This is a genomic window from Microbacterium testaceum (genome assembly GCF_003075375.1).
Taxonomy (GTDB): Bacteria; Actinomycetota; Actinomycetes; order Actinomycetales; family Microbacteriaceae; genus Microbacterium; species Microbacterium testaceum_E.
In genome coordinates this window covers 62,563-82,857 of record NZ_QDFT01000010.1, presented here as the reverse complement: position 1 = coordinate 82,857, position 20,295 = coordinate 62,563, and the positions used below count along the sequence as shown (strand labels likewise).

Here is a 20,295-nt window from a genome sequence, read left to right as displayed (position 1 = left end):
CGTGCTCAAGACCGCAACGTCCAACGTCCCCTCAGCGTGCCCTGGTCTCGCCGAAGATCTCGGGATGCCGCTCCAGCTCGATGCGCGTGCGCCGGATGTGCCGCTCGAGCACGTGGGCGGCCTCCTCGGCGTCGCCGCGGCGGAGGGCGGCGACGAGCAGCCGGTGGTCGAGGTGCGCGGTGCCGTCGTGCCTGGCGTGGGCCGCGGTGACGAAGGCGCGACGGTAGTGGTGCGTCCGGTTCCACAGGCCCACGACGGTGTCGCCGAGCATCACGGTGCGCGCCGGCGCGTAGGTGGCGAAGTGGAACTCCCGGTCGTGGCGCAGGAAATCCTCGGCATCCGCGTGCTTCATGCGGGCGGCCAGGTCGTCGAGGGCGTCCAGGGCGTCGGGGGAGAGCAGCGGCGCGCTCATCCCGAGGAGGACCGGCTCGATGCGCTCGCGCACGAGGTAGAGCTCTTCGCACTCGGCGAGGGTCAGGCGCGACACCCAGGCGCCCGAGTTGGCGACGAGCGTCACGAGTCCCTCGGACTCGAGGGTGCGCAGCGCCTCGCGCACCGGGATGCGGCTCGTGGTGTGTCGGGCCGCGAGGTCTTCCTGCCGGATCCGGGTCCCGGGCGGATGGATGCCACGGAGGATCTCGTCGCGGAGCGTGTCGGCGATCCCCGACCCGGCGCGCCCGTGATCCCGGGCGACGGCGAGCGGGCCGCTCATTCGGCCGGCCTCGCGGGGTGCCACAGCAACGTCTCGGTATCCTGCTCGTAGGCCTTGCCGTCGGGGAAGCTCACGAGCTCGAACTGCATTCCCCACGGGGCGCGGAAGTAGATCCAGCGCTGCCCTGCCGAAGCGGCGCCGCTGACGACCGGTTCGCCCATGACATCGACGCCATAGGCGTGCAGGTGGGCGACCGCGGCATCCAGATCGTCGACATAGAGCGCGAGGTGATGCCCGCCGATGTCGCTGTTGCGCGGGGGAGGAGCCTGCCCGTCGGCGGCGTCGTACGCGAAGACCTCGATGTTCGTGCCGTTGCCGAGGCGGTAGAAGCGGATCTCGCGGATCGCCGTCCGGGGGTGCACGCCGAGCTGCCGTGTCATCCAATCGCCCTCGCCGCTGCGGCCCGGGAGCGTGTAGACCGGCACCGCGCCGAGGACGTCCACGAGGAAGGACTCGGCCTCGTCGAGATCGGGCACGGTGAAGCCGATGTGGTCGCTGCCGCGCAGTCCCGGAAGTCCCATGTCGCATCCTCCATTGGATCCATTGACGCCCATGAAGGCGTCTCTCGACAGTATCTCGCGGCACTTGCGCCTTGTATTGGAGACAATCCGATCGTACAGTGTGAGCGAACGACCTGTATAGGTGGACGCAACGACGCGTGAGGAGCGACATGGCCAAGCGGAAACGGCTGAACACCGGTGTCGAGTGGGTGCAGCTGGAGACGACCGCCGCGGACTGGAAGGCCGCCGACCCGGAACTGCTCGGGACGATGCTCGGTCAGCTGCATCTCATCCGGGCCTTCGAGGAGGCGGTGCTCGACCTGGCGGGCGCGGGTCTCGTGCACGGCCCCGCGCACTCCAGCATCGGGCAGGAAGGCGGCGCGGTCGGCTCGATCGTCTCCCTCCGACCCGCGGATGCCGTCAACGGTTCGCACCGCGGACACCACCAATTCCTCGCCAAGACGCTCGCGTACGTCTCCGGCGGTGCGCTCGACCCGGCAGCCCTCGCCACGCCGGACGTGCAGACGCTGCTCGATCGCACGCTGGCCGAGATCCTCGGGCTCGCCTCGGGTTTCTCGGGTGGCCGCGGTGGCTCGATGCACCTGCAGTGGCTCGAGGCTGGAGCACTGGGCACCAACGCGATCGTCGGCGGCGGCGCCCCGCTCGCCACCGGCCACGCGTGGGCGCAGAAGCACGCCGGCACCTCGGACGTGTCGATCAACTATTTCGGCGACGGGTCGAGCCAGATCGGCTCGGTGCTCGAGTCCATGAACCTCGCGTCGACGTGGAAGCTCCCCGTCGCGTTCTTCATCGAGAACAACCTGTACGCGGTGTCGACCCGCGCCGACGAGGCCAGCGCCGACACGCGCTTCTCCGTGCGCGGCCAGGGCTTCTCGATCCCCGCGTGGCGTGTGGACGGGATGGACCCCCTCGCCGTGCACCTCGCCACGGGCGAGGCGCTCGACCGCATGCGCGTGGGGGAGGGCCCGGCGATCGTCGAGGCCGAGGTCTACCGCTTCTTCCACCAGAACGGCCCCTACCCGGGCAGCGCGTTCGGGTACCGCACCAAGGACGAGGAAGGCCAGTGGCGCGCGCGCGATCCGCTGGAACGCATGGCATCCGAGATGCGCCGCCTCGGCCTCCTCGATGACGCCGAGGCGCAGGCGGTCCGCGAGCAGGCCGTGGCCGCCGTCGCGCAGTCGGTCGCCGCCGTGGTCGAGCCAGACCCCGAGCGTCCCGGCCGACGCCGCATCCGCCCGGAGCTGTGGCCCGACCCGGCCGTGGTGGACACCGGCATCCGGGGGGATGCCTCCGAGCTCGACGCCCTCACGGCATCCGAACCCGCGCGGTGGACCGGCGGGTGGCGCGACCTGAAGTTCGTCGACGCCGTCGCCCAGACGATGGACCGCCAGATGGAGACCGACCCGCGCATCATCGTGCTCGGCGAGGACGTGCACCGCCTCGGCGGCGGCACGAACGGCGCGACGAAGGGCCTCGCCGAGAAGTACGGCCCCGACCGCGTCATCGGAACCCCGATCAGCGAGAACGGCTTCTTCGGCGCCGCGGGCGGCATCGCGATGGACGGCCGCTTCCGCCCCGTCGTGGAGTTCATGTACCCCGATTTCATGTGGGTCGCCGCCGACCAGGTGTTCAATCAGGTCGGCAAGGCCCGGCACATGTTCGGGGACAACAACACCGTCCCGCTCGTGCTGCGCACGAAGGTCGCGATGGGGTCCGGCTACGGCTCGCAGCACCTCATGGATCCGGCCGGGATCTTCGCGACGCAGGCGGGGTGGCGTATCGTCGCGGCCTCGACCGCCGCGGACTACGTCGGGCTCATGATCGCCGCGCTCGCCCTCGAGGACCCGGTGCTCGTGATCGAGCACGTCGACCTCTACGGCACGCCCGACCGCGTCCCCGACGGCGACCTCGACTACGTCATCCCGCCGGGATCCGCCGCCGTGCGCCGGGAGGGGAACGACGTGACGGTGCTCACGTACCTGTCGATGGTCGGCCACGCCCTCGAAGCGGTCGAGCAGACCGGAACGGATGCCGAGGTCATCGACCTCCGCTGGCTCGACCGCGCGTCGCTCGACTGGGACACCATCGGCGAGAGCGTCCGCAAGACCAACGCCGTCCTCATCGTGGAACAGGGCGCCCGGGGACCCTCCTACGGAGCGTGGCTCGCCGACGAGATCCAGCGCCGGTTCTTCGACTGGCTCGACCAGCCGGTCGAACGCGTCACCGGCGGCGAGGCGAGCCCGAGCATCTCGAAGGTGCTCGAGCGGGCCGCCATCGCCCGGACGGAAGAGGTCGTCGCCGGGCTCGAGCGCGTGCGCGCGGCGGGAGGGATCCGCTGATGGCCGTCGTCGTCCGCATGCCCGAGATCGCCACGGGCGCCGCCGAGGCCGCGATCCAGAGCTGGCTCGTCGAGGTCGGCAGTCCCGTCCGCGCCGGTCAGGCGATCGTCGAGATCGAGACCGAGAAGGCGGTCGTCGAGTACGAGGCCGAGCGCGCCGGCATCCTCGCCGGGATCCTGCTCCCCGCCGGTGACGCTGCCGCCGTGGGCGTCCCGATCGCCGTTCTCGCGGAGGAGGGGGAGAGCATGGATGCCGCGCTCGCCGCGGCCGGGGGAGCACCCGCCCCCGCGACTGCCACGCCGTCCGATGCGGAGGTCGCCGCCGCGCCCGAGGAAGCGGCGGAGGCGCCTGCGGCCGCGGCTTCGGCACCTGCTCCCGCGCCGGCTCCCGCTCCCGCAGAGCCGCCCGCCGACGAGCGCCGGCTCTTCGCCTCGCCGCTCGTGCGCCGCCTTGCCGCCGAGCGCGGCATCGACCTCGCCGAGGTCCCGGGCTCCGGCCCCCGCGGTCGTATAGTCCGCCGCGATCTGGATGCCTGGACGCCGACGCCCGCGCAGCGGCATCCGGAACCCGCCCCCGAGGCCCCCGAACCGCCGGCTCCGGCAGCGGCGGGGAGCGCGTACGAGGACGTGCCGCACACCGGCATGCGGCGTGCGATCGCGCGACGGCTAACCGAGTCGAAGGTCACCGTCCCGCACTTCTATCTTCAGGCCGACTGCCGTGTCGACGCGCTGCTCGCCCTCCGCGCGCAGATCAACGCCGGACGCGAACAGCGCATCTCGGTCAACGACCTCGTGGTGAAGGCGGTCGCCGGCGCGATGCGCGACGTCCCCGAGGCCAACGCGATCTGGACCCCGGATGCCACGCGTCGGTTCTCCGCCGCCGACATCGCCGTGGCCGTCTCGCTGCCGGGCGGACTGCTCACCCCCGTGGTTCGCGGGGCCGACCGCCTCGCGATCGGCGAGCTCGCCGCCACGGTCCGCGACCTCGCGGCGCGAGCCCGCGAGGGGCGCCTGAAGCAGAACGAGCTCGAGGGCGGCTCATTCGCGGTGTCGAACCTCGGCATGTACGGAACGACGTCGTTCTCGGCGATCATCAACCCCCCGCACGCGGGCATCCTCGCCGTCGGAGCCGCGACGCGGCGGCCGGTGGTCGGGGAGGACGGGTCGCTCGCGGCCGCGACCGTCATGTCGGTGACGCTCTCGGCCGATCACCGGGTGCTCGACGGGGCGCTCGCGGCCCAGTGGTTGTCCGCGTTCGTGGCCCGGATCGAGAATCCTCTGCAGATACTGCTGTGAATCGTGCCGGTTTCGGGCTCCTGCGTTTCGCGACGGGGCCCGGAACCGGCACGCTGGGAGGAGACGTCCGCGGGGATCGCGGACCGGAGGAGAGGAACACCCGTGACCCGAATCGCCGTCATCGGAGGAACCGGCTACGCCGGTAGCCACATCGTCGCCGAGGCCGTCCGCCGCGGCCACACGGTCGTCTCGGTCGCCCGTTCGGTGCCCGCCGAGCGCGTGGAGGGAGCGACCTACATCGAGGGCACGGTCCTCGACGTCCCCGGCCTGCTCGCCGAGCTCGAGGGCGTCGACGTCGTCGTTTCGGCCGTCGCGCCGCGCGGCGACATGCTGGGCAAGCTCCGCCCCGCGATCGCTCAGCTGAACTCCGTCCTCCCCGAGGACGCGCGCCTGGGCGTCATCGGCGGCGCCGGCGGATCGCTCGTGGCCGAGGGCGGCCCGCGCCTCATCGACACCGAGGGCTTCACCGACGAGTACAAGCCCGAGGCGTCGGAGGCCATCGGCATCCTGGAAGACCTCGAGGCCGACTCCTCGGACCGCGACTGGTTCTACGTGCACCCCGCCGGCGGGTTCGGCGTGTGGGCTCCGGGGGAGCGCACCGGCACGTACCGCGACGGCGGGCACGTCCTCGTGGCGGATGCCGACGGCAACTCGTTCATCTCGGGCGCCGACTTCGCCGTCGCGGTGCTCGACGAGATCGAGACCCCGAAGCACTCCCGCGACCACTTCGCCGTCGGCTACTGACCGCGGGAACCCCGACGGCGCCGTCCCCTCCGGGGCGGCGAGGTCGCGTGATGTCGCGCGGGCCCCGTCCGGGGCGGCTCGCGGCGTCAGACCAGGTCGCGCCAGTCGACCAGATCGGTGTCGGTCGTGGGGACCTCGCCTGTGGCGGGGGCGTCGGCGTCGGACACCGTGGGGATCGAGAGTGTGTCGGTGGGCGGGCCCATCACCGTCGCCTCGTCGCGGCGGTGACGCAGCACGTCGTCGATGTACGAGCTCACGACCTCGGCGAGCGGCACCGATCGACCGCGCGCCTGCGACATGTACCAGCGGTGCTCGAGCACCTGGTGGAACACCTCCGCGGGCTCGAGCTTGGCGCGCAGATCCCACGGGATGGCCATGACGATCGGCTCGAAGACACGGGTCAGCCACTCGTGCGCGACCATCTCTTCGTCGGCGCCCAGACGCGAGACGCGCGCGCGGAACTCGTCGAGGTCGTTGAGCAGACGCCGAGCCTGATTCTCTTCGACGTCGAGACCCGTCAGGCGCAGCAGGCGACGCTGGTGGTGGCCGGCATCCACCACCTTCGGCTGGATCGACACCTGCGTGCCGTCGCTCGCGGTGCGGATCGACATCTCGCCGATGTCGAAACCGAGCGCGTTCAGACGGTGCACGCGCTCGGTGATGCGCCACGACTCGTCGACCGCGAAGGACTCCTTGTCGGTGAGTGCACCCCACAGCGAGTGGTACGACGAGACCAGGCCGTCGGCGATGGCCACGGCATCCACTCCGCCCTCGAGACGTCCACCGGCCTCGAGGTCCATGATCTCGCCGGCGATGTTGGTACGGGCGATGTCGAGGTCGTGGGCGCGTTGTCCGGGGCTCAGACGATTGCCGTGCAGCTCGCCCGTCTCGGCGTCGACCAGGTACGCGGCGAACTCGCCCGCGTCGCGACGGAAGAGGGTGTTCGACAGCGACACGTCGCCCCAGTAGAAACCGACGTTGTGCAGGCGCACGAGAAGCACCGCGAGGGCGTCGACCAGTCGCGTCGCCGTGTGCGGGCGCAGCACCTGCGTGAAGAGCGCGCGGTAGGGGAGCGAGAAGCGCAGGTGCGCGGTCACCAGGGCCGCGGGCAGCGGGCGACCCGAGGCGTCGGTGCGCCCGGCGATGACGGCGACGCGGTCGACGCAGGGAGCGGCGAGGCGGTCGAGGTTGCCGAGCATGTCGTACTCGCGACGAGCCATCTCTTCGGTGGTCTCTTTGATCGCGACGACACGACCCGAGAGGTTGGCGAAGCGGACGAGGTGACGCGAGATGCCCTTGGGGAGGGCGACGATGTGGCTGCTGGGCCAGTCGGCCAGAGAGGTGGACCAGGGCAGCTGCAGCAGCCCCGGGTCGACGGTGCTGGCGGTGATGATGAGCGATTCGGACACGGGGGCCTCCGGGAAAACGGTGCGGCGCGCCCCCGGCCCGACCAGGTCGGGATGCCGAGGACGCGCCGCGTCGATGCGTGGGTCAGGCCGAGGCGATGGCCCGGTCGGTCAGGCGCTCGCCCGACTCGAGGTCGAACACGTGAACGTGTCCGGGGACCGGGGCCAGCACGACCGTCTCGCCCGCGTTGGGGTGACGACGACCGTCGACGCGCGCGACCAGGTCGGTGCGCTTGCCGTTGATGTCGGTGTGACCGTACAGGTAGCCGTCGGCGCCGAGCTCCTCGACGAGGTCGACGACGACCGAGAGGCCGCGGCCGTCGGCCGGTGCGACCTGGATGTCCTCGGGGCGGACGCCGATGGTGACCTCGGAGCCGTGCGCCTTGCCGATGGTGTCGGCCTCGACGGGGACGACGAGGTCGCCGAAGCGGACGCCGCCCTCGGCCAGGTCGGCCGTGAAGAGGTTCATCGCGGGCGAGCCGATGAAGCCGGCCACGAAGACGTTCTTCGGGGTCTCGTACAGGTCGCGCGGGGTACCGACCTGCTGCAGCAGACCGTCCTTGAGCACGGCGATGCGGTCGCCCATGGTCAGGGCCTCGGTCTGGTCGTGCGTGACGTAGACCGTGGTGACGCCGAGGCGGCGCTGCAGCGACGCGATCTGCGTACGGGTCTGGACGCGGAGCTTGGCGTCGAGGTTCGACAGCGGCTCGTCCATGAGGAAGACCTGGGGCTGGCGGACGATCGCGCGACCCATCGCGACGCGCTGACGCTGACCACCCGAGAGGGCCTTGGGCTTGCGGGTCAGGTACTGCTCGAGGTCGAGGAGCTTGGCGGCCTCGAGGACGCGCGCGGCGCGCTCTTCTTTGCCGACGCCCGCGATCTTGAGCGCGAAGCCCATGTTCTCGGCGACGGTCATGTGGGGGTACAGCGCGTAGTTCTGGAAGACCATCGCGATGTCGCGGTCCTTGGGCGGCACATCGGTGACGTCGCGGTCGCCGATGAGGATGCGGCCCGAGTTGACCTCTTCGAGGCCGGCGAGCATGCGCAGCGACGTCGACTTTCCGCAGCCCGAGGGGCCGACGAGGACGAGGAATTCGCCGTCTGCGACGTCGAGGTTGAGCTTGTCGACCGCGGGGCGGGTTCCGCCCGGGTACAGACGGGTTGCGTTGTCGAAGGTGACGGACGCCATGTTTTCTTCTCCTTCACCGGCAGGTACGTGCCGGACGATCCGTAGTGAATGGAATGAACGGGGGCGACCCCGTGCGCCCGACGGTGGACGCAGGGTCAGTATCGCACGTGTCTGGTCATTTCTCAGCCAGCCTCGTTAGCATCGTTGATCGTTCGCCCCACCCGAGCGATCCCCCTGATTTCATGCGGCAGACGTTTATGCCCGGAAGGTTCCATGTCCCACGACGAGACTCCGCACGTGCCCGCCGAACGCGATCGTCGCGAGGCGGTGCGCGAGAAGGCGCAGCAGGTCAAGGCGAAGCAGACGCGCTGGCGTATCGCCCGTCGCTCGCTCCTCGCGATCGGCGCCGTCGCGGTCATCGGCGTGGCAGCCGTGGGCGTCTCGGCCGCGCTGAACTCGCGTGAGGCGCGTTCGCAGGCTCTTCCGGATGCCGCCAGCGACGACGGTTTCGTCATCACCAGCGCCTCGCAGGTCGCCGACCCCCTCGCCGACCAGACCGTCGACGGCAGCGCGGCGACCATGGCCGCCGGAGCGGCCGCTCCCACCGCCGCGCCGACCCCCGAGCCCACGGGATCGGCCGCGCCGGTCGATATCCGCGTCTACGTCGACTACATGTCGACCGAGGCCCGCGAATTCCAGGCCGCCAATGCGACCCAGCTGTCGAAGTGGGTCACGGACGGAGCCGCGTCGCTGACCTATTACCCGGTCGCCATGCTGACGTCGAAGTCGAACGGCACGAAGTACAGCCTGCGCGCCGCGGGCGCCGCCGCGTGCGTGGCGACCCACGATTCGGACCGGTTCTTCGCGTACAACCACGAGCTGCTGACCAATCAGCCCGCGGTGGACTCGGACGGGTACAGCGACCAGCAGCTCGCCGACATGGCGCAGGGCGCCGGCATCAGCGATATCGCGACGGTGCGCGAGTGCATCGAGGACGAGACGTACACGGCGTGGGCGAAGGCCGCGACCGACCGTGCGATCAAGGGGCTGCCGGACACGAAGGGTCAGGCGCTCACCGCGACCCCGACGGTCTTCGTCAACGGCACCGAGTACGTCGGCAACATGAACGACGCGAAGGAGTTCGCGCAGTTCGTGCTCACCGTCGACAGCAACGCGTACTACTCGACGGCGACGCCCACCCCCACGCCCACCCCCGCCGGTTGATCGCGCAGGTGTTTCCCGCCCTTTCTATGAGATTCTGGTGACATGAACGACGAGCTCGAGGACTCCCCGCCGCGGCGGTCCCGTGATCAGTTGATCGCGTGGGTCGACGAGTTCCGCGAGCAGGGGCACCTCTTCGCCGGCCAGCTGAAGGTCGTCGAGCAAGAGGACGCCGACAGCCAGGACACCGGCCTGGTCGTGATGAACCTGATGAACGCGAAGGCGTCCATCTACATGCAGCCCCGCGGCTACGACGAGCTGCTGTGGGAGGCGACGCTCACCTCGCGCCCCGAAGACCTCACGCTCTCGCCGCACGAGATGGCGAGTCTGGCGGCCGAGCTGGTGGTGGCGGGCAACCTGTGCGCGTTCCTGCAGTTCAAGTCCCTCGAGTGGGACCGCGAAAGCGGCATGCACACCGAGTGAGCGATGCGGCCGCCCCGGTCGCTCTAGACTCGATGACCGGGACGCCCCGCGTTCCACGCCGGCTTGGCGCAATTGGTAGCGCACCGTACTTGTAATACGGGGGTTGCAGGTTCAAGTCCTGTAGCCGGCACCGCACCCCCGCGCGGCTGACGGCCCGCGCAGCAGCCGCCCGCCCCGGTCAGTCGCCGTGCTTCGCGGTCCACTCCTCGAACGGCGCGGTCGCGGCATCCACCCGGATCTGCTGCGCGGAGAGCGCGCGGTCGTCGATCGGCTTCGTGTATTCGTCGTAGAAGGTGGCGAGGCTCATGAGTCGGTTGCCGTCCTCGTAGTGCTCGCCCTCTTCTTCGCGCGTGACGGCGAAGACGAGGCGGTCGGGCTGGGCGTAGTACACCGCACCCAGGCACATGGGGCAGGGGTACGCGGTGACGAACATGTCGTAGCCCGAGAGGTCGCTGATGCCCTTCTCGGCGGCGGCGCGGATCGCGCGGATCTCGGCGTGCGCGGTCGGGTCTCCCTCCTGCGCCACGTGGTTGACGGCTTCGACGACGATCTCGCCGTCCTTGACGATGAGGCAGGCGAAGGGCTTGCCGCCCTCGCGGACGTTGTCCATGGCGCGCGAGACGGTGAGGGCGGAGAGGTCGTGGTCGTTCATGCCTCGACGGTAGACGGCCGCCGTCCGCCGACGCCGGGGTGGGCGCGGCGCGGAAGACGTGCTACCCCGGCTGTGAGCTTGCGTCCGGTGTGGCTGTGTCGTGTGCATGCTTGTCGCGGCTGCCTAGGTGCGCGCAGCCCGTTGTCCGGTCATGTCGGAAGCCCCGCATAGCCTGGCGGTGTGAACCTCCTTCTCCTTTCTCGTCACATCGGGGCCGTCACGCCTTTTCTCGAGGGAGTGGTTGCCGGCTGGCCGCGCCCGCTTCGTATCGGGTACGTCGACGACGCTCAGGCGCCCTTCTCCGACGCGCCCTTCGTCGTGGAGGAATACGACGCTCTGAAAGGACTCGGGCATGAAGTGATCCGGATAACGCTTCGCGACATGCCAGCGAGTGAACTCGACCGAGCATTAGCCGGCCTCGACGTCGTGTACGTCGCGAGCGGGAGCACGTTCGCGCTGCTCGAAGCTCTGCGAGCGACGGGAGGCGGGAGGGTTCTGAGTGATCGAGTGCGAGCGGGCCTGCCGTACATCGGTGCCAGCGCGGGGTCCATCGTGGCCGGCCCTGACATCACCCCGGCGTCCCTGATGGATGACCCCGCCGATGGTCCGGCACTGACAAGCCTCGATGGACTTGCTCTCGTCGACCAGGTTGTCATCCCCCACGCTGACGGGCTTCTACCGCCGTACCCTCCGGAGCTCATCGATCGCACCCTCAAGACCTACGGCGCCGACTATGTGTTGCTTCCCCTTCGCGACGACGAGGCACTGCTCATCCGGTCGGGGCAGGGGCGAGTGGTCGATTCTGCTCCTGCTTCGCGTAGCTGACTCTGACGGTCGTCCGTCACGCCGACCCGTTCTCCGTCATTCGCGCAGGTCCCAGGGAAGTCATCGAACGCATCACCCGCGGGAACTTCCGCCTCCTCGAGCGGCTCTTGCCCCAGATAAGCCGCGTCCTCAAGATCGACGAACTCACGACGATCGCCGATGACGTCGGAGAAGCCGTCGCCAGCGTCCTCGTCATCGGGAGACGACAGGCGCCATCAAGTGACCGCAGAACGCCGCCACAGAGCGAGCAACTCCACAACCCCCGGCTCACGACAGCGCGCGCGCGAGGGCGACCAGGAAGATCCCTCCCGCCGCGATCGACACCAGTCCCGCGAGCAGGGCGCCGCCGATCGCCGCCGCGCGGAGCGGGCCGGGGCGGGACGCCGCCTCCCAGGCGAACAGCAGCGCCGCCACGCCGATCACGAGCATCACGAGGTCGCCGACGAGGCCCGCGGGCGCCCACACGACGCTCGCGAGAGCGGCCAGGCCCGCGAGCAGCGCCAGGACGTGCCGGGTGTGGTGGCCCGGCGGGGGATCGGTGTTCACGGAGCGCGCACCGCTCAGCGCAGACGAACGCGCAGCCACCGGACCCCGTGCGCGGGGACCGTGAGACCGGCCCCGAGCCACACCGGGTGCGAGGTGACGATGTCGAGCGCCTCGGGGGCGAGACCCGAGAGGGTCAGGGCGTCGATCTCGACCGCCGTGTCGGCGACGTTGGCGACGACGAAGACGGCGAAGCCGTGGTCGCCCGGACGCAGGAACGCCACCACCGAGGACACCCGGGCGTCGAAGGCCACGAGTTCGTTGCCGGCGAACTCGGGCGTCGACCGACGGACGTCGATGAGCCGCGTCAGGCGTGAGAAGACGCGACCGGCGGGGGTCGTGGCATCCGTCCTCTCGGCGTACGCCCCCTCGGGGCGGAAGGGACGATGCACCCATCGGCTGTCGCCCGCCTCTTCGGGCCGGTCGGCGTAGCCGTAGTCGTTGAGCTGGGCGACCTCGTCACCCAGATAGAGCAGGGGGATGCCGCCGGTCGACAGCGCGAGGGCGTGGGCGAGCACGACGCGATCCTCCCCGCCCGCGTCGCCCGCCTCGATGCCCGCGAGCGAGGCGGTGGTCCCCGTGACCCGGGCGTCACCCGTGCGGGGGTTCTCCTGGAAGGGCACGCCGCGCGCGAACGAACCCGGCGCGCGACCGACGTAGAAGTCGTTGAGGAATCGGCGGTGGGGGTATCCGTCGATGCCGAGTTCGGCGGCATCCTCGTCGGCGAAGGTCCACCCGATGTCGTCGTGGCTGCGCACGTAGTTGACCCACGCGGTGCCCGGGGGGAGGGCGTGCCGCCGCTCGAGGGCCTGCTGCAGCAGACGCGCGTCGCGCGTGGCCAGGGCCTCCCAGGTGAGGGCCATCTGCAGCGGGTTGTACGAGATCTGGCATTCCTCGGGCGAGATGTACGACACGACCTCGTCGGGGTGCACGATCGCCTCGGACTTGAACAGCAGGCCGGGAGCCGCCATGCGCAGGACCGCGTTGAACGCCTGCAGCAGCAGGTGCGCCTCGGGGAGCGATTCGCACGTGGTGCCGAGCCTCTTCCAGATGAAGGCCACGGCATCCATGCGGAGGATCTCGACGCCCTGGTTGGCCAGGAACAGCATCTCGCCGGTCATGGCCTCGAAGACCGCGGGGTTGGCGTAGTTGAGGTCCCACTGGAAGTGGTAGAACGTGGCCCAGATCCAGCGGCCGTCGTCGAGCTGCACGAACGAGCCGGGGTGATCGTCCGGGAAGATCTCGCGCGTGGTCTGCTCGTAGGCGTCGGGCATCTCGCGGTCGGGGAAGATGAGGTAGAAGTCCTCGTACCCCGCGTCGCCCGCGATGGCCTTCTTCGCCCAGCGGTGCTCGTTGCTGGTGTGGTTGAAGATGAAGTCGACCACCAGCGAGATGCCGGCGCGACGCAGCTCGGTGGCGAGCTCGGCGAGCTCCTGCATCGTCCCCAGCTTCGGGTCGACCCGGCGGTAGCTCGACACCGCGTAGCCGCCGTCGCTGTTGCCCTCGGGGCTCTCGAACAGCGGCATGAGGTGCAGGTACGTCAGCCCCAGCTCGCGGAAGTACGGAATGGCATCCCGGATGCCGCTGAGCCCACCCGCGTACCGATCGACGTAGCAGACGCCGCCGACCATCCGCTCGTCGGCGAACCAGTCCGGGTCGCTCGCGCGCCCGCGGTCCACGGCCTTGAGGTCGGCCGGCCGCGCCGCCCACGAGCGCCGGGCGAGGTCGACGACGGAGGCGAGGCTCTCGAACCCGTCGGCGCGGTCGCCGTACAACTGCACGAACAGGTCGTGCAGGCGCGGCAGGTGCAGCTCGACGTTGCCGAGGAACTCGCGATCGACGTGGTCGGCGGTGAGGTCGGCCAGGATCGACGAGACGTCGTGGGGGCCGGGGCGCAGCTGGGTCACGGGGAAAGCCTGGCGCATCCGCGGGGGTGCGGTCGACAACGACCCGGTCTCGATCTGGTCGGGGCGGCCGCTGAGCGGTGACCATGGGGGGCATGAACGCGAACGAGTCACGCCGATCGGTGCTGGTCTGGGCCGCCCTCACCGGGGTCGTGGTGGTGTGCGCTTACGCCGTCGTGGCCCTGGTCCAGATCCTCGTGTGGAACCCCGAGGCCGCCGTCCCGGGTCTGACAGCGGACGAGATCTGGCGACAGGTGGGTGAGGCGCAGCAGGGTCCGCCGAACGCGTTCGTCGTGGGAGTCATCGCGCTCGGGCCGATGATGGCCATCGTGCTGTTCGCCCTCTTCGTCGTCACCGAAGCGGGCGTCTGGTCGACGGTCGCGGGGTATCTGGCGCTGCTGGTGATGGGCGGTCCGGGATATTTCGTCGCCTCGTTCGGCCCCGGCATGGGCCTGGCGGACACCTACTACATCAGCGGCGGGGACGCCTCGGGCGCCGGCCTGGCCCTCGGGAGCGTGAGCCTGCTCGCGCTCGTCGCGTTGATCGCGGTATTCATCGGGGCGTTCGTGCGCGACCGGCGCGAACGGCGGCTGCTCGCAGCGTAGCGAGATTTGTATCAAGCTAGTAATACAAAGCGTGCTATACAGGTGACACGAAAGGGGGGTGTCATGAACGTGGAGCATCTCGGTGACGTGTGGGACAGACTGCGAGCCGCGCCGGTGGCGGAGGTGGGGGCGGCCCTGCTGTCGTCAGCGCTGATGTGCGCACTCCTGGGCGTCGTGGTCGGCGTCGCGGTGGTGGTCATGCGGCGCAGAGTGCGGGCGGGGGACCCGGTGGGGCGGACGGGTGGCGACGAGCGCGCGCTGGCCGGAACCGCGATCGCCGTGGGGGCGGTGTGGTTCGTCGATCTGGTGATGCGCGGATACGTGCTGGACCTGTCCGCGACCACGGCGTGGTGGCAGTTCGCGGTCGCACCGGCCGCGGCGGGAGCGTCGCTCTGCGTGTTCGCCCTCGCGCTCCGGACGTCCGGGACCCGGGCGCGGGTGACTCCCGGGGTGGTCGCGCGCAGGACCTGGCGGAGCTACGGGCCGACGGGGTCCGTGATCGGATCGTTCGGGGCATTGCTCGTCGGCGCCGGTGTCGTGACCGTCGCGTTCGGCGCGGCGTCGACGCATTCCCAGGCCGGGTCGTCGGACCGCATCGCGCTCGGCATCCCGAACACCGATCTCGACCCGATCGTGGTCACGTTCCCCGGATGGACCTACGGCCTGCCTTTTCTGCTCGCGCTGGGGACGCTGACCCTCGCGACGATCCTCGCGCTGCGTCGCAACGCCGTGCGGCCCTTCCGCGACGGCGTCTCGCTCGATGACGAGCGCGCCCGGCGGAGGCGGATCTCGACCGGTGTCGTCATGGTTGCAACGGCGGGCGTCCTTCTCGGCCTCGCCGGCCTGCTCCGGATGGCGCAGTCGGCCGCGGCGGGGTCGATGACGGTGAGCGGAGACGGCATGCCCCCGATGACCTACGCGATCGCGTCCCCCTACGGTGAACTCCTCGTCTTCGGCGGTGTCGTGGCATCCGTGATGCAGATCGCCGTCTCCGCGATGCTGACCGCCCTGGTCGTCGATGCGGCGTGGGCGCAGTGGGGGCTCGTCGGGCGGCCTGCGCCGGCGGGGGCACTCGGATGAGGGATGCCGCAGGCGAGATCGACGAGAAGACCGCGGGCGTCGACCTGCTCCGGTTCTTCCGCGGGCTCATCGTGTCGGGCCGACTCGGTGCCGGCGACAGACTGCCGACCGTCCGTCAAGCCGCCGCGGACTTCGCGGTCGCGCCCGGCACCGTGCAGAGGGCGTACAAGGCTCTCGAGGCCGAGGGTCTCGTCCACAGTCGGGTGGGCTCCGGGACGCGTGTCGCCGACGGCGTCAGTCCGATGACCAGTGAGATGACACGCCAGGTGGACGCCCTCGTCGCGGCGGTTTCGGCCAGCGGCGGAGACATCGAGGCGGTGGTGGACGTCCTGCGGATGAAGTGGGAGGAGCGAGCGCCGGACTCGCGCTGACCGCGGCGCCGCCGCCGTACGATCGACGGTGGCCCTCAGCCCGGGGGCGCGAGGGGAGAACCGTGTCCGAGCGCGGAACGATCGGCGTGGCCGTCGGCGGGGCGGTGCTGATCGGTGCGCTCACGGCGCTGCAGGCCCGCATCAACGGCACGCTCGGGGCCGAGATCGGCGACGGGATCGTCGCCGCGGCGATCTCGTTCAGCTCGGGACTCGGCATCCTGGTCGTCCTGTCGGCGCTGCTGCCCGAGGGGCGGCGCGGATTCGGACGGTTGGTCGACGGCATCCGTTCGCGCACCCTGCCGCCGTGGATGCTGCTGGGCGGGCTGGCCGGCGCGTTCACCGTCGCGAGTCAGGGCCTGACCGTCGCCACCATCGGCGTGGCGTTGTTCACCGTCGGCTTCGTGGCGGGGCAGACCACCGGCGGGCTGATGCTCGACCGCGTCGGATACGGCCCCGCGGGGGTCGTGCCGGTCACGGTGCGCCGCGTGATCGGCGCGCTGCTCGCGATCGCGGGCGTCGTCGTCTGCCTCTCGGGCGATGCGCTGGGCGGTGTCCCCCTGTGGATGCTGATCGTCCCGGCCGTCGCGGGTGCGGGAGTCGCGTGGCAGCAGGGCACCAACGGCCGTCTGCGCGTGCGGGTCGAGAGCCCGCTCACCGCGACCCTGGTCAACTTCCTCGGCGGAACCGTCGTGCTCGTCGTCGCCGCCGTGATCCACGTCGTCGCGGTCGACGTCCCGCGCGTCGTGCCGACCGAACCCTGGCTCTACCTCGGCGGCGCGGTCGGGGTGGTCTACATCTTCTTGTCGGCGGTCGTCGTGCGCCGCACGGGCGTGCTGCTGCTCGGGCTCGGCTCCGTCGTCGGGCTGCTGACGACCTCTGTGCTGCTGGATGCGCTCTGGCCCGCTCCCGCGGCTCCCTCGACGCCGGTCGCCCTTCTGGCCGCCGGTGTCGCGATCGCCGGTGTCGCGATCGCCGCCGTCCCGTGGCGGCGTCGTCGCCGCTGACCGCGAGGCGCGGCGCCGTGGCGGTCCCGCCCGGCAGACGACGACGCCGCCGGCCGCAGCCGACGGCGTCGATCGCACCGGAGGAACGGGGTCAGAGGCGCGCCTCGTCGACCGGACGTCGCTTCTTGCCGCCGGGCAGTCGTGAGATGTGCTTCGCGGCATCCACCGTCTTGCGACGCACGGGACGCGTGCGCGGGGGCTTGCCGCCGACGTAGAGCCAGCCGAGCAGCACCTCGCCCTTCGCCAGCCCGTGCGCCTTGGCGAGGACCTTGCTGCGGGTGTTGTCGTCGGTGCGCCAGAAGACGCCGAAGCCGGCTTCGTCGAGCGCGAGGCTCAGCATGTGAGCGACACCGGATGCCACGGCCTCCTGCTCCCACGCGGGGATCTTCTTCGAGCGCAGGTCGGCGACCACCGCGATGATCAGCGGTGCACGTCGGGGCTTGGAGGAGTACCCCTTCTTGCCGTCGGCCTTGTTCAGCGCGCGCGCCAAGAGGTCGCGGTCGGAGCCGCGGATCTCGATGAGGCGCCAGGGTCGCAGCGTCTTGTGATCGGCCACGCGGCCGGCCGCGGCGACGAACACCTCGAGCTCGGGACCGGTCGGGGCGAGGTCGGTGACCTTCGACCAGGACCGGCGGTCGCGCATCGCCTCGAGTGCGCTCACGCCTGCTCTTCGGGGGTGAAGTTCAGCGACAGCGAGTTCATGCAGTACCGGTCGCCCGTGGGGGTTCCGAAACCGTCGGGGAAGACGTGCCCGAGGTGCGAACCGCAGTTCGCGCAGCGGACCTCGGTGCGCTGCATGCCGTGGCTGTTGTCGTCGAGCAGCTCCACCGCTTCGGGGCGGACGGACTCGTAGAAGCTCGGCCATCCGCAGTGCGAGTCGAACTTGGTACCGCTCTGGAACAGTTCGGCCCCGCACGCGGCGCAGGTGTACAGGCCGGCGCGGCTCTCGTCGAGCAGCTCACCGGTCCAGGCGCGCTCGGTACCGGCCTGGCGCAGCACCGCGTACTGCTCGGGGCTGAGCTCGGCGCGCCACTGGTCGTCGGACTTGTCGACGGCGTAGGTCATGTGTTCTCTCCTTCGTCCCCTCCATTGTCTCGCGCGCGACGCGTCCCCGGTCGTGGCGGGATAATTTCCCGATGGATCAGGATGCCGTGGATTCCGTCGTCGAGCGCTACGGGCGCTTCGCCCGCGACGAGGCCCCGGGAAGATCGGCGGTCTACGAGCAGTGGGCGGCGCGCATCGCGGGGGACCGCGATCTCGCGGCAGCGCTCGCCGCGATCCCCGACACCCGTCGACAGCCCCCGCTCGTCTTCGCCGTCATGCGCGTGCTCGGCGCCCCCGACGCCGACATCGACGAGTGGGCCGCGTGGGTCGTCGCCCACGCCGAGTCGATCGCGCTCGAGTGCGGGCGACGGAGCGTCCAGACCAACGAACCGCTCCGCTGCGCGACCCTGCTGCCGGCGCTGTCGCTGATCGACGGGCCGATCGCCCTGCTCGAGGTCGGGGCGAGCGCGGGGCTGTGCCTGTACCCCGACCGCTATTCGTACCGTTATCACCGCGGCGCAGAGACCGTCGCCCTGGATCCGCCCGCGGGGCCGAGCGCGGTGATCCTCGCCTCGGAGCTCAGCGGGTCGCCCGCGTTGCAGATGCCCGAGATCGTGTGGCGGGCGGGGATCGACCTCAACCCTCTCGACGCGCGGGATCCGGACGACCGCGCGTGGTTGGCGGGTCTGGTCTGGCCGGGCGAGGAAGGACGCCGGGAACGCATCGTCGGCGCGCTCGACATCGCCGCGGCCGATCCGCCGCTGCTCGTGACGGGCGACGGTGCCGAAGCGCTGCCGGACCTCGCCGCCCGGGCCCCGCGCGACGCGACGCTCGTCGTCACCACACCCGGCGTTCTCGCCCACGTCCCCCGCGCGCGCCGCGGCGACGTGATCGACGCCGCGCGGGCGGCGGGACGCTGGATCACCCTCGACGCGCCGGCGCTCCACGACGGGTGGACGCGACGGGTGGAGGCCGTGCGCGGAGGGTTCTCTCTCGCTCTGGACGGCGACGTCCTGGGCGAGGTGGATCCGCTCGGGGCGTGGGTGGCGTGGCATCCGGGATTCCGACCCTCCGCGCAGTAGCTTTGCCGGGTGACTCTGTCGGACCGCGATCTCGCCTTCCTCGCTTTCGAGGGTGAGTGGCGACGGCACGCGGGTGCGAAGGAGGAGGCGATTCGCGCCGAGTTCGAGATCACGCCCGCTCGGTACTACCAACTGCTCGGTCGATTGATCGACACCCCCGAGGCCCTCGCCCACGATCCGATGCTCGTGCGGCGCCTGCGCCGTCGACGCGACGAGGCCGCCGAGACGCACCGTTCTCGCGTGACGCGGTCGGCCACCCGCTGACGGGCGCCCAGGGCGTCGACCGATACGATCGTCGAATGGCCAGATCGACCTTCCCTCGGGATCGCTTCGACGACCTGCCCGACGCCTCCGGGCGTGTCGGCGCCCATCGTGCCGAGAAGCCGCGGCTGCGAGGGTGGATCGTCTTCCTCTGGGCGGCGCTGGCCACGCTGGTGCTCATCATCGTCGGCATCTTCGGCACGCTGGTGGTGTCGGGACGCATCTCGCTGGGCGACGACGCGGCCCCCGCTCCCTCGGCCTCGGCCGAGCCGACGACGCCCGCCGTGGTCGACACGTCGTACTCGGTGGTCGTCCTGAACGGCACGACGAACGACGGTCTGGCGGGCGAGACCCGCGACCGCATCGTCGCCGCGGGGTGGCCCGGCACCTCCGTCGAGACGGGGTCGTCCGACAGCACCGACTTCGCGACCACGACCATCTACTACCTTCGCGACACCGATCTGCCCGCGGCCGAGGGGCTCGCGCAGACGATCGGGGGAGCAGAGGTGGCGCAGAGCGACTTCCTCCAGCCCACCGACGACCCCGACACCCCCGGCGACGAGAGCGACGTCAAGCGTCTGATCGTCGTCCTCGGTCTCGACCGGGTCGCGGGCGGGGCGGACGAAACCCCCGCGCCCTGACCCCGACGGAGCCCGGTGTTTCCGCGGCGTAAACACTTCGGTGCACCTACGTCAACTTTGCTCTGAACGCCCCGCGACGCGGCATCCCCCGTGCTTACGATGACCTCGTCGTTCAGCAACAGGAGATTCGCATGACGCAGGGCACCGTCAAATGGTTCAACGCCGAGAAGGGATACGGCTTCATCACCGTGTCCGATGGGCAGGACGTGTTCGTCCACTACTCGAGCATCGAGATGTCGGGCTTCCGCGTCCTCGAAGAGGGACAGGCCGTCGAGTTCACCGTCGGCAGCGGGCAGAAGGGCCCGCAGGCGGAGTCCGTGCGACTGGCCTGAACGCTGCATCGAAGGCCGTGGCATCCGAAGTCGGATGCCACGGCCTTCGTCGTTCCCGGACGGGTGAGGCGGCTTGCACTCCCCAGGGGCGAGTGCCAGAATGAGTTAGCACTCGCTTTCGTCGAGTGCCAAAATCTGGAAGTCACCCGTCCGGGAGGGAC

At 70.6% G+C, this 20,295-nt stretch carries 23 protein-coding genes, 1 tRNA gene and 1 pseudogene; 16 read left to right on the top strand and 9 right to left on the bottom strand.

Going from position 1 to position 20,295, the window contains the following annotated elements:
• Positions 1–31 precede the first annotated feature (31 nt).
• Positions 32–712 carry a GntR family transcriptional regulator gene (locus tag DC432_RS06135; RefSeq protein WP_116537126.1) on the bottom strand — a complete coding sequence of 227 codons (681 nt, stop codon included), beginning with the start codon at positions 710–712 and terminating at the stop codon, positions 32–34.
• Complete coding sequence (locus DC432_RS06130; RefSeq protein WP_116537109.1) at positions 709–1,233, bottom strand: VOC family protein; 525 nt, start codon at positions 1,231–1,233, stop codon at positions 709–711. The genes DC432_RS06135 and DC432_RS06130 overlap by 4 nt, the downstream gene beginning before the upstream one ends.
• Positions 1,234–1,730: 497 nt before the next feature.
• On the opposite strand from DC432_RS06130, the gene DC432_RS06125 reads away from it, so the two are divergent.
• The 3 genes from DC432_RS06125 (at position 1,731) to DC432_RS06115 (ending at position 5,611) form a co-directional block, all read left to right on the top strand.
• Positions 1,731–3,572 carry an alpha-ketoacid dehydrogenase subunit alpha/beta gene (locus tag DC432_RS06125; RefSeq protein ID WP_431739675.1) on the top strand — a complete coding sequence of 614 codons (1,842 nt, stop codon included), beginning with the start codon at positions 1,731–1,733 and terminating at the stop codon, positions 3,570–3,572.
• Entirely contained in the window at positions 3,572–4,867 is a 1,296-nt protein-coding gene (locus DC432_RS06120; protein ID WP_116537107.1) for a 2-oxo acid dehydrogenase subunit E2, read from the top strand. The genes DC432_RS06125 and DC432_RS06120 overlap by 1 nt, the downstream gene beginning before the upstream one ends.
• 102 nt (positions 4,868–4,969) lie before the next feature.
• Positions 4,970–5,611: an NAD(P)-dependent oxidoreductase gene (locus tag DC432_RS06115; RefSeq protein WP_116537106.1), complete on the top strand. Its 642-nt coding sequence runs from the start codon at positions 4,970–4,972 to the stop codon at positions 5,609–5,611.
• A gap of 86 nt (positions 5,612–5,697) precedes the next feature.
• On the opposite strand, the gene DC432_RS06110 is transcribed toward DC432_RS06115, so the two are convergent.
• Both DC432_RS06110 and DC432_RS06105 read right to left on the bottom strand, forming a co-directional pair.
• A complete protein-coding gene (locus DC432_RS06110) occupies positions 5,698–7,020 on the bottom strand; it encodes a DUF4032 domain-containing protein (protein ID WP_116537105.1) in 1,323 nt (440 codons plus the stop codon).
• An 82-nt stretch (positions 7,021–7,102) separates the two neighbouring features.
• Entirely contained in the window at positions 7,103–8,206 is a 1,104-nt protein-coding gene (locus DC432_RS06105; protein ID WP_108317795.1) for an ABC transporter ATP-binding protein, read from the bottom strand.
• 237 nt (positions 8,207–8,443) lie between these two features.
• Between DC432_RS06105 and DC432_RS06100 the strand changes: the two genes are divergently transcribed.
• From DC432_RS06100 to DC432_RS06090, 3 genes are all read left to right on the top strand, one after another.
• Positions 8,444–9,370, top strand: a complete 927-nt coding sequence (locus tag DC432_RS06100) for a DsbA family protein (RefSeq protein ID WP_347707121.1) — start codon at positions 8,444–8,446, stop codon at positions 9,368–9,370.
• A 42-nt stretch (positions 9,371–9,412) separates the two neighbouring features.
• Entirely contained in the window at positions 9,413–9,790 is a 378-nt protein-coding gene (locus tag DC432_RS06095; protein WP_116537103.1) for a hypothetical protein, read from the top strand.
• 57 nt (positions 9,791–9,847) lie between these two features.
• Positions 9,848–9,920, top strand: a tRNA-Thr gene (locus DC432_RS06090).
• 48 nt (positions 9,921–9,968) lie between these two features.
• Here the strand turns inward: DC432_RS06090 and DC432_RS06085 are convergent.
• Positions 9,969–10,442 (bottom strand): nucleoside deaminase, encoded by a 474-nt coding sequence (locus tag DC432_RS06085; RefSeq protein ID WP_207770768.1) that lies wholly within the window; start codon positions 10,440–10,442, stop codon positions 9,969–9,971.
• 180 nt (positions 10,443–10,622) lie between these two features.
• Between DC432_RS06085 and DC432_RS06080 the strand changes: the two genes are divergently transcribed.
• The gene (locus DC432_RS06080) at positions 10,623–11,267 is read left to right on the top strand and encodes a Type 1 glutamine amidotransferase-like domain-containing protein (RefSeq protein ID WP_116537102.1); all 645 of its coding nucleotides are present in this window, start codon (positions 10,623–10,625) and stop codon (positions 11,265–11,267) included.
• A gap of 62 nt (positions 11,268–11,329) precedes the next feature.
• A pseudogene (locus DC432_RS16750) lies at positions 11,330–11,467 on the top strand (AAA family ATPase); the annotation flags it as partial.
• Positions 11,468–11,534: 67 nt separating this feature from the next.
• On the opposite strand, the gene DC432_RS06070 reads toward DC432_RS16750, so the two are convergent.
• On the bottom strand, positions 11,535–11,813 hold the full coding sequence (locus DC432_RS06070) for a hypothetical protein (protein WP_116537101.1): 279 nt from the start codon (positions 11,811–11,813) through the stop codon (positions 11,535–11,537).
• Between the two features lie 14 nt (positions 11,814–11,827).
• Positions 11,828–13,735, bottom strand: coding sequence for an amylosucrase (locus DC432_RS06065; RefSeq protein WP_116537100.1), 1,908 nt, complete (start codon positions 13,733–13,735; stop codon positions 11,828–11,830).
• 74 nt (positions 13,736–13,809) lie between these two features.
• Between DC432_RS06065 and DC432_RS06060 the strand changes: the two genes are divergently transcribed.
• The 4 genes from DC432_RS06060 (at position 13,810) to DC432_RS06045 (ending at position 16,774) form a co-directional block, all read left to right on the top strand.
• Positions 13,810–14,319, top strand: a complete 510-nt coding sequence (locus tag DC432_RS06060) for a hypothetical protein (RefSeq protein ID WP_133177893.1) — start codon at positions 13,810–13,812, stop codon at positions 14,317–14,319.
• A 63-nt stretch (positions 14,320–14,382) separates the two neighbouring features.
• Positions 14,383–15,399: a hypothetical protein gene (locus DC432_RS06055; protein ID WP_116537098.1), complete on the top strand. Its 1,017-nt coding sequence runs from the start codon at positions 14,383–14,385 to the stop codon at positions 15,397–15,399.
• Positions 15,396–15,770: a GntR family transcriptional regulator gene (locus DC432_RS06050; RefSeq protein ID WP_116537124.1), complete on the top strand. Its 375-nt coding sequence runs from the start codon at positions 15,396–15,398 to the stop codon at positions 15,768–15,770. Before DC432_RS06055 ends, DC432_RS06050 begins: the two co-directional genes overlap by 4 nt.
• A 62-nt stretch (positions 15,771–15,832) precedes the next feature.
• Positions 15,833–16,774 carry a DMT family transporter gene (locus DC432_RS06045; protein ID WP_207770767.1) on the top strand — a complete coding sequence of 314 codons (942 nt, stop codon included), beginning with the start codon at positions 15,833–15,835 and terminating at the stop codon, positions 16,772–16,774.
• Between the two features lie 91 nt (positions 16,775–16,865).
• On the opposite strand, the gene DC432_RS06040 is transcribed toward DC432_RS06045, so the two are convergent.
• Positions 16,866–17,417 (bottom strand): nitroreductase family protein, encoded by a 552-nt coding sequence (locus DC432_RS06040; RefSeq protein WP_108317329.1) that lies wholly within the window; start codon positions 17,415–17,417, stop codon positions 16,866–16,868.
• A 14-nt stretch (positions 17,418–17,431) separates the two neighbouring features.
• Positions 17,432–17,839, bottom strand: a complete 408-nt coding sequence (msrB, locus tag DC432_RS06035) for a peptide-methionine (R)-S-oxide reductase MsrB (protein WP_108317317.1) — start codon at positions 17,837–17,839, stop codon at positions 17,432–17,434.
• A gap of 71 nt (positions 17,840–17,910) precedes the next feature.
• Between msrB and DC432_RS06030 the strand changes: the two genes are divergently transcribed.
• The 4 genes from DC432_RS06030 (at position 17,911) to DC432_RS06015 (ending at position 20,134) form a co-directional block, all read left to right on the top strand.
• Entirely contained in the window at positions 17,911–18,900 is a 990-nt protein-coding gene (locus tag DC432_RS06030) for a DUF2332 domain-containing protein (protein WP_116537097.1), read from the top strand.
• Positions 18,901–18,909: 9 nt separating this feature from the next.
• Positions 18,910–19,164, top strand: a complete 255-nt coding sequence (locus DC432_RS06025) for a DUF3263 domain-containing protein (protein WP_116537096.1) — start codon at positions 18,910–18,912, stop codon at positions 19,162–19,164.
• Positions 19,165–19,199: 35 nt separating this feature from the next.
• On the top strand, positions 19,200–19,802 hold the full coding sequence (locus DC432_RS06020) for a LytR C-terminal domain-containing protein (protein WP_116537095.1): 603 nt from the start codon (positions 19,200–19,202) through the stop codon (positions 19,800–19,802).
• Between the two features lie 131 nt (positions 19,803–19,933).
• The gene (locus DC432_RS06015) at positions 19,934–20,134 is read left to right on the top strand and encodes a cold-shock protein (RefSeq protein ID WP_108317321.1); all 201 of its coding nucleotides are present in this window, start codon (positions 19,934–19,936) and stop codon (positions 20,132–20,134) included.
• Positions 20,135–20,295: the final 161 nt, after the last annotated feature.

What these genes read in the sequence shown, in the direction of transcription:
- DC432_RS06135 (WP_116537126.1), bottom strand. Translation starts at nt 712, where the DNA reads ATGAGCGGCCCGCTCGCCGTCGCCCGGGATCACGGGCGCGCCGGGTCG.
- DC432_RS06130 (WP_116537109.1), bottom strand. Translation starts at nt 1,233, where the DNA reads ATGGGACTTCCGGGACTGCGCGGCAGCGACCACATCGGCTTCACCGTG.
- DC432_RS06120 (WP_116537107.1), top strand. Translation starts at nt 3,572, where the DNA reads ATGGCCGTCGTCGTCCGCATGCCCGAGATCGCCACGGGCGCCGCCGAG.
- DC432_RS06105 (WP_108317795.1), bottom strand. Translation starts at nt 8,206, where the DNA reads ATGGCGTCCGTCACCTTCGACAACGCAACCCGTCTGTACCCGGGCGGA.
- DC432_RS06095 (WP_116537103.1), top strand. Translation starts at nt 9,413, where the DNA reads ATGAACGACGAGCTCGAGGACTCCCCGCCGCGGCGGTCCCGTGATCAG.
- DC432_RS06085 (WP_207770768.1), bottom strand. Translation starts at nt 10,442, where the DNA reads ATGAACGACCACGACCTCTCCGCCCTCACCGTCTCGCGCGCCATGGAC.
- DC432_RS06065 (WP_116537100.1), bottom strand. Translation starts at nt 13,735, where the DNA reads ATGCGCCAGGCTTTCCCCGTGACCCAGCTGCGCCCCGGCCCCCACGAC.
- DC432_RS06060 (WP_133177893.1), top strand. Translation starts at nt 13,810, where the DNA reads ATGAACGCGAACGAGTCACGCCGATCGGTGCTGGTCTGGGCCGCCCTC.
- DC432_RS06055 (WP_116537098.1), top strand. Translation starts at nt 14,383, where the DNA reads ATGAACGTGGAGCATCTCGGTGACGTGTGGGACAGACTGCGAGCCGCG.
- DC432_RS06050 (WP_116537124.1), top strand. Translation starts at nt 15,396, where the DNA reads ATGAGGGATGCCGCAGGCGAGATCGACGAGAAGACCGCGGGCGTCGAC.
- DC432_RS06040 (WP_108317329.1), bottom strand. Translation starts at nt 17,417, where the DNA reads ATGCGCGACCGCCGGTCCTGGTCGAAGGTCACCGACCTCGCCCCGACC.
- msrB (WP_108317317.1), bottom strand. Translation starts at nt 17,839, where the DNA reads ATGACCTACGCCGTCGACAAGTCCGACGACCAGTGGCGCGCCGAGCTC.
- DC432_RS06030 (WP_116537097.1), top strand. Translation starts at nt 17,911, where the DNA reads ATGGATCAGGATGCCGTGGATTCCGTCGTCGAGCGCTACGGGCGCTTC.
- DC432_RS06020 (WP_116537095.1), top strand. Translation starts at nt 19,200, where the DNA reads ATGGCCAGATCGACCTTCCCTCGGGATCGCTTCGACGACCTGCCCGAC.
- DC432_RS06015 (WP_108317321.1), top strand. Translation starts at nt 19,934, where the DNA reads ATGACGCAGGGCACCGTCAAATGGTTCAACGCCGAGAAGGGATACGGC.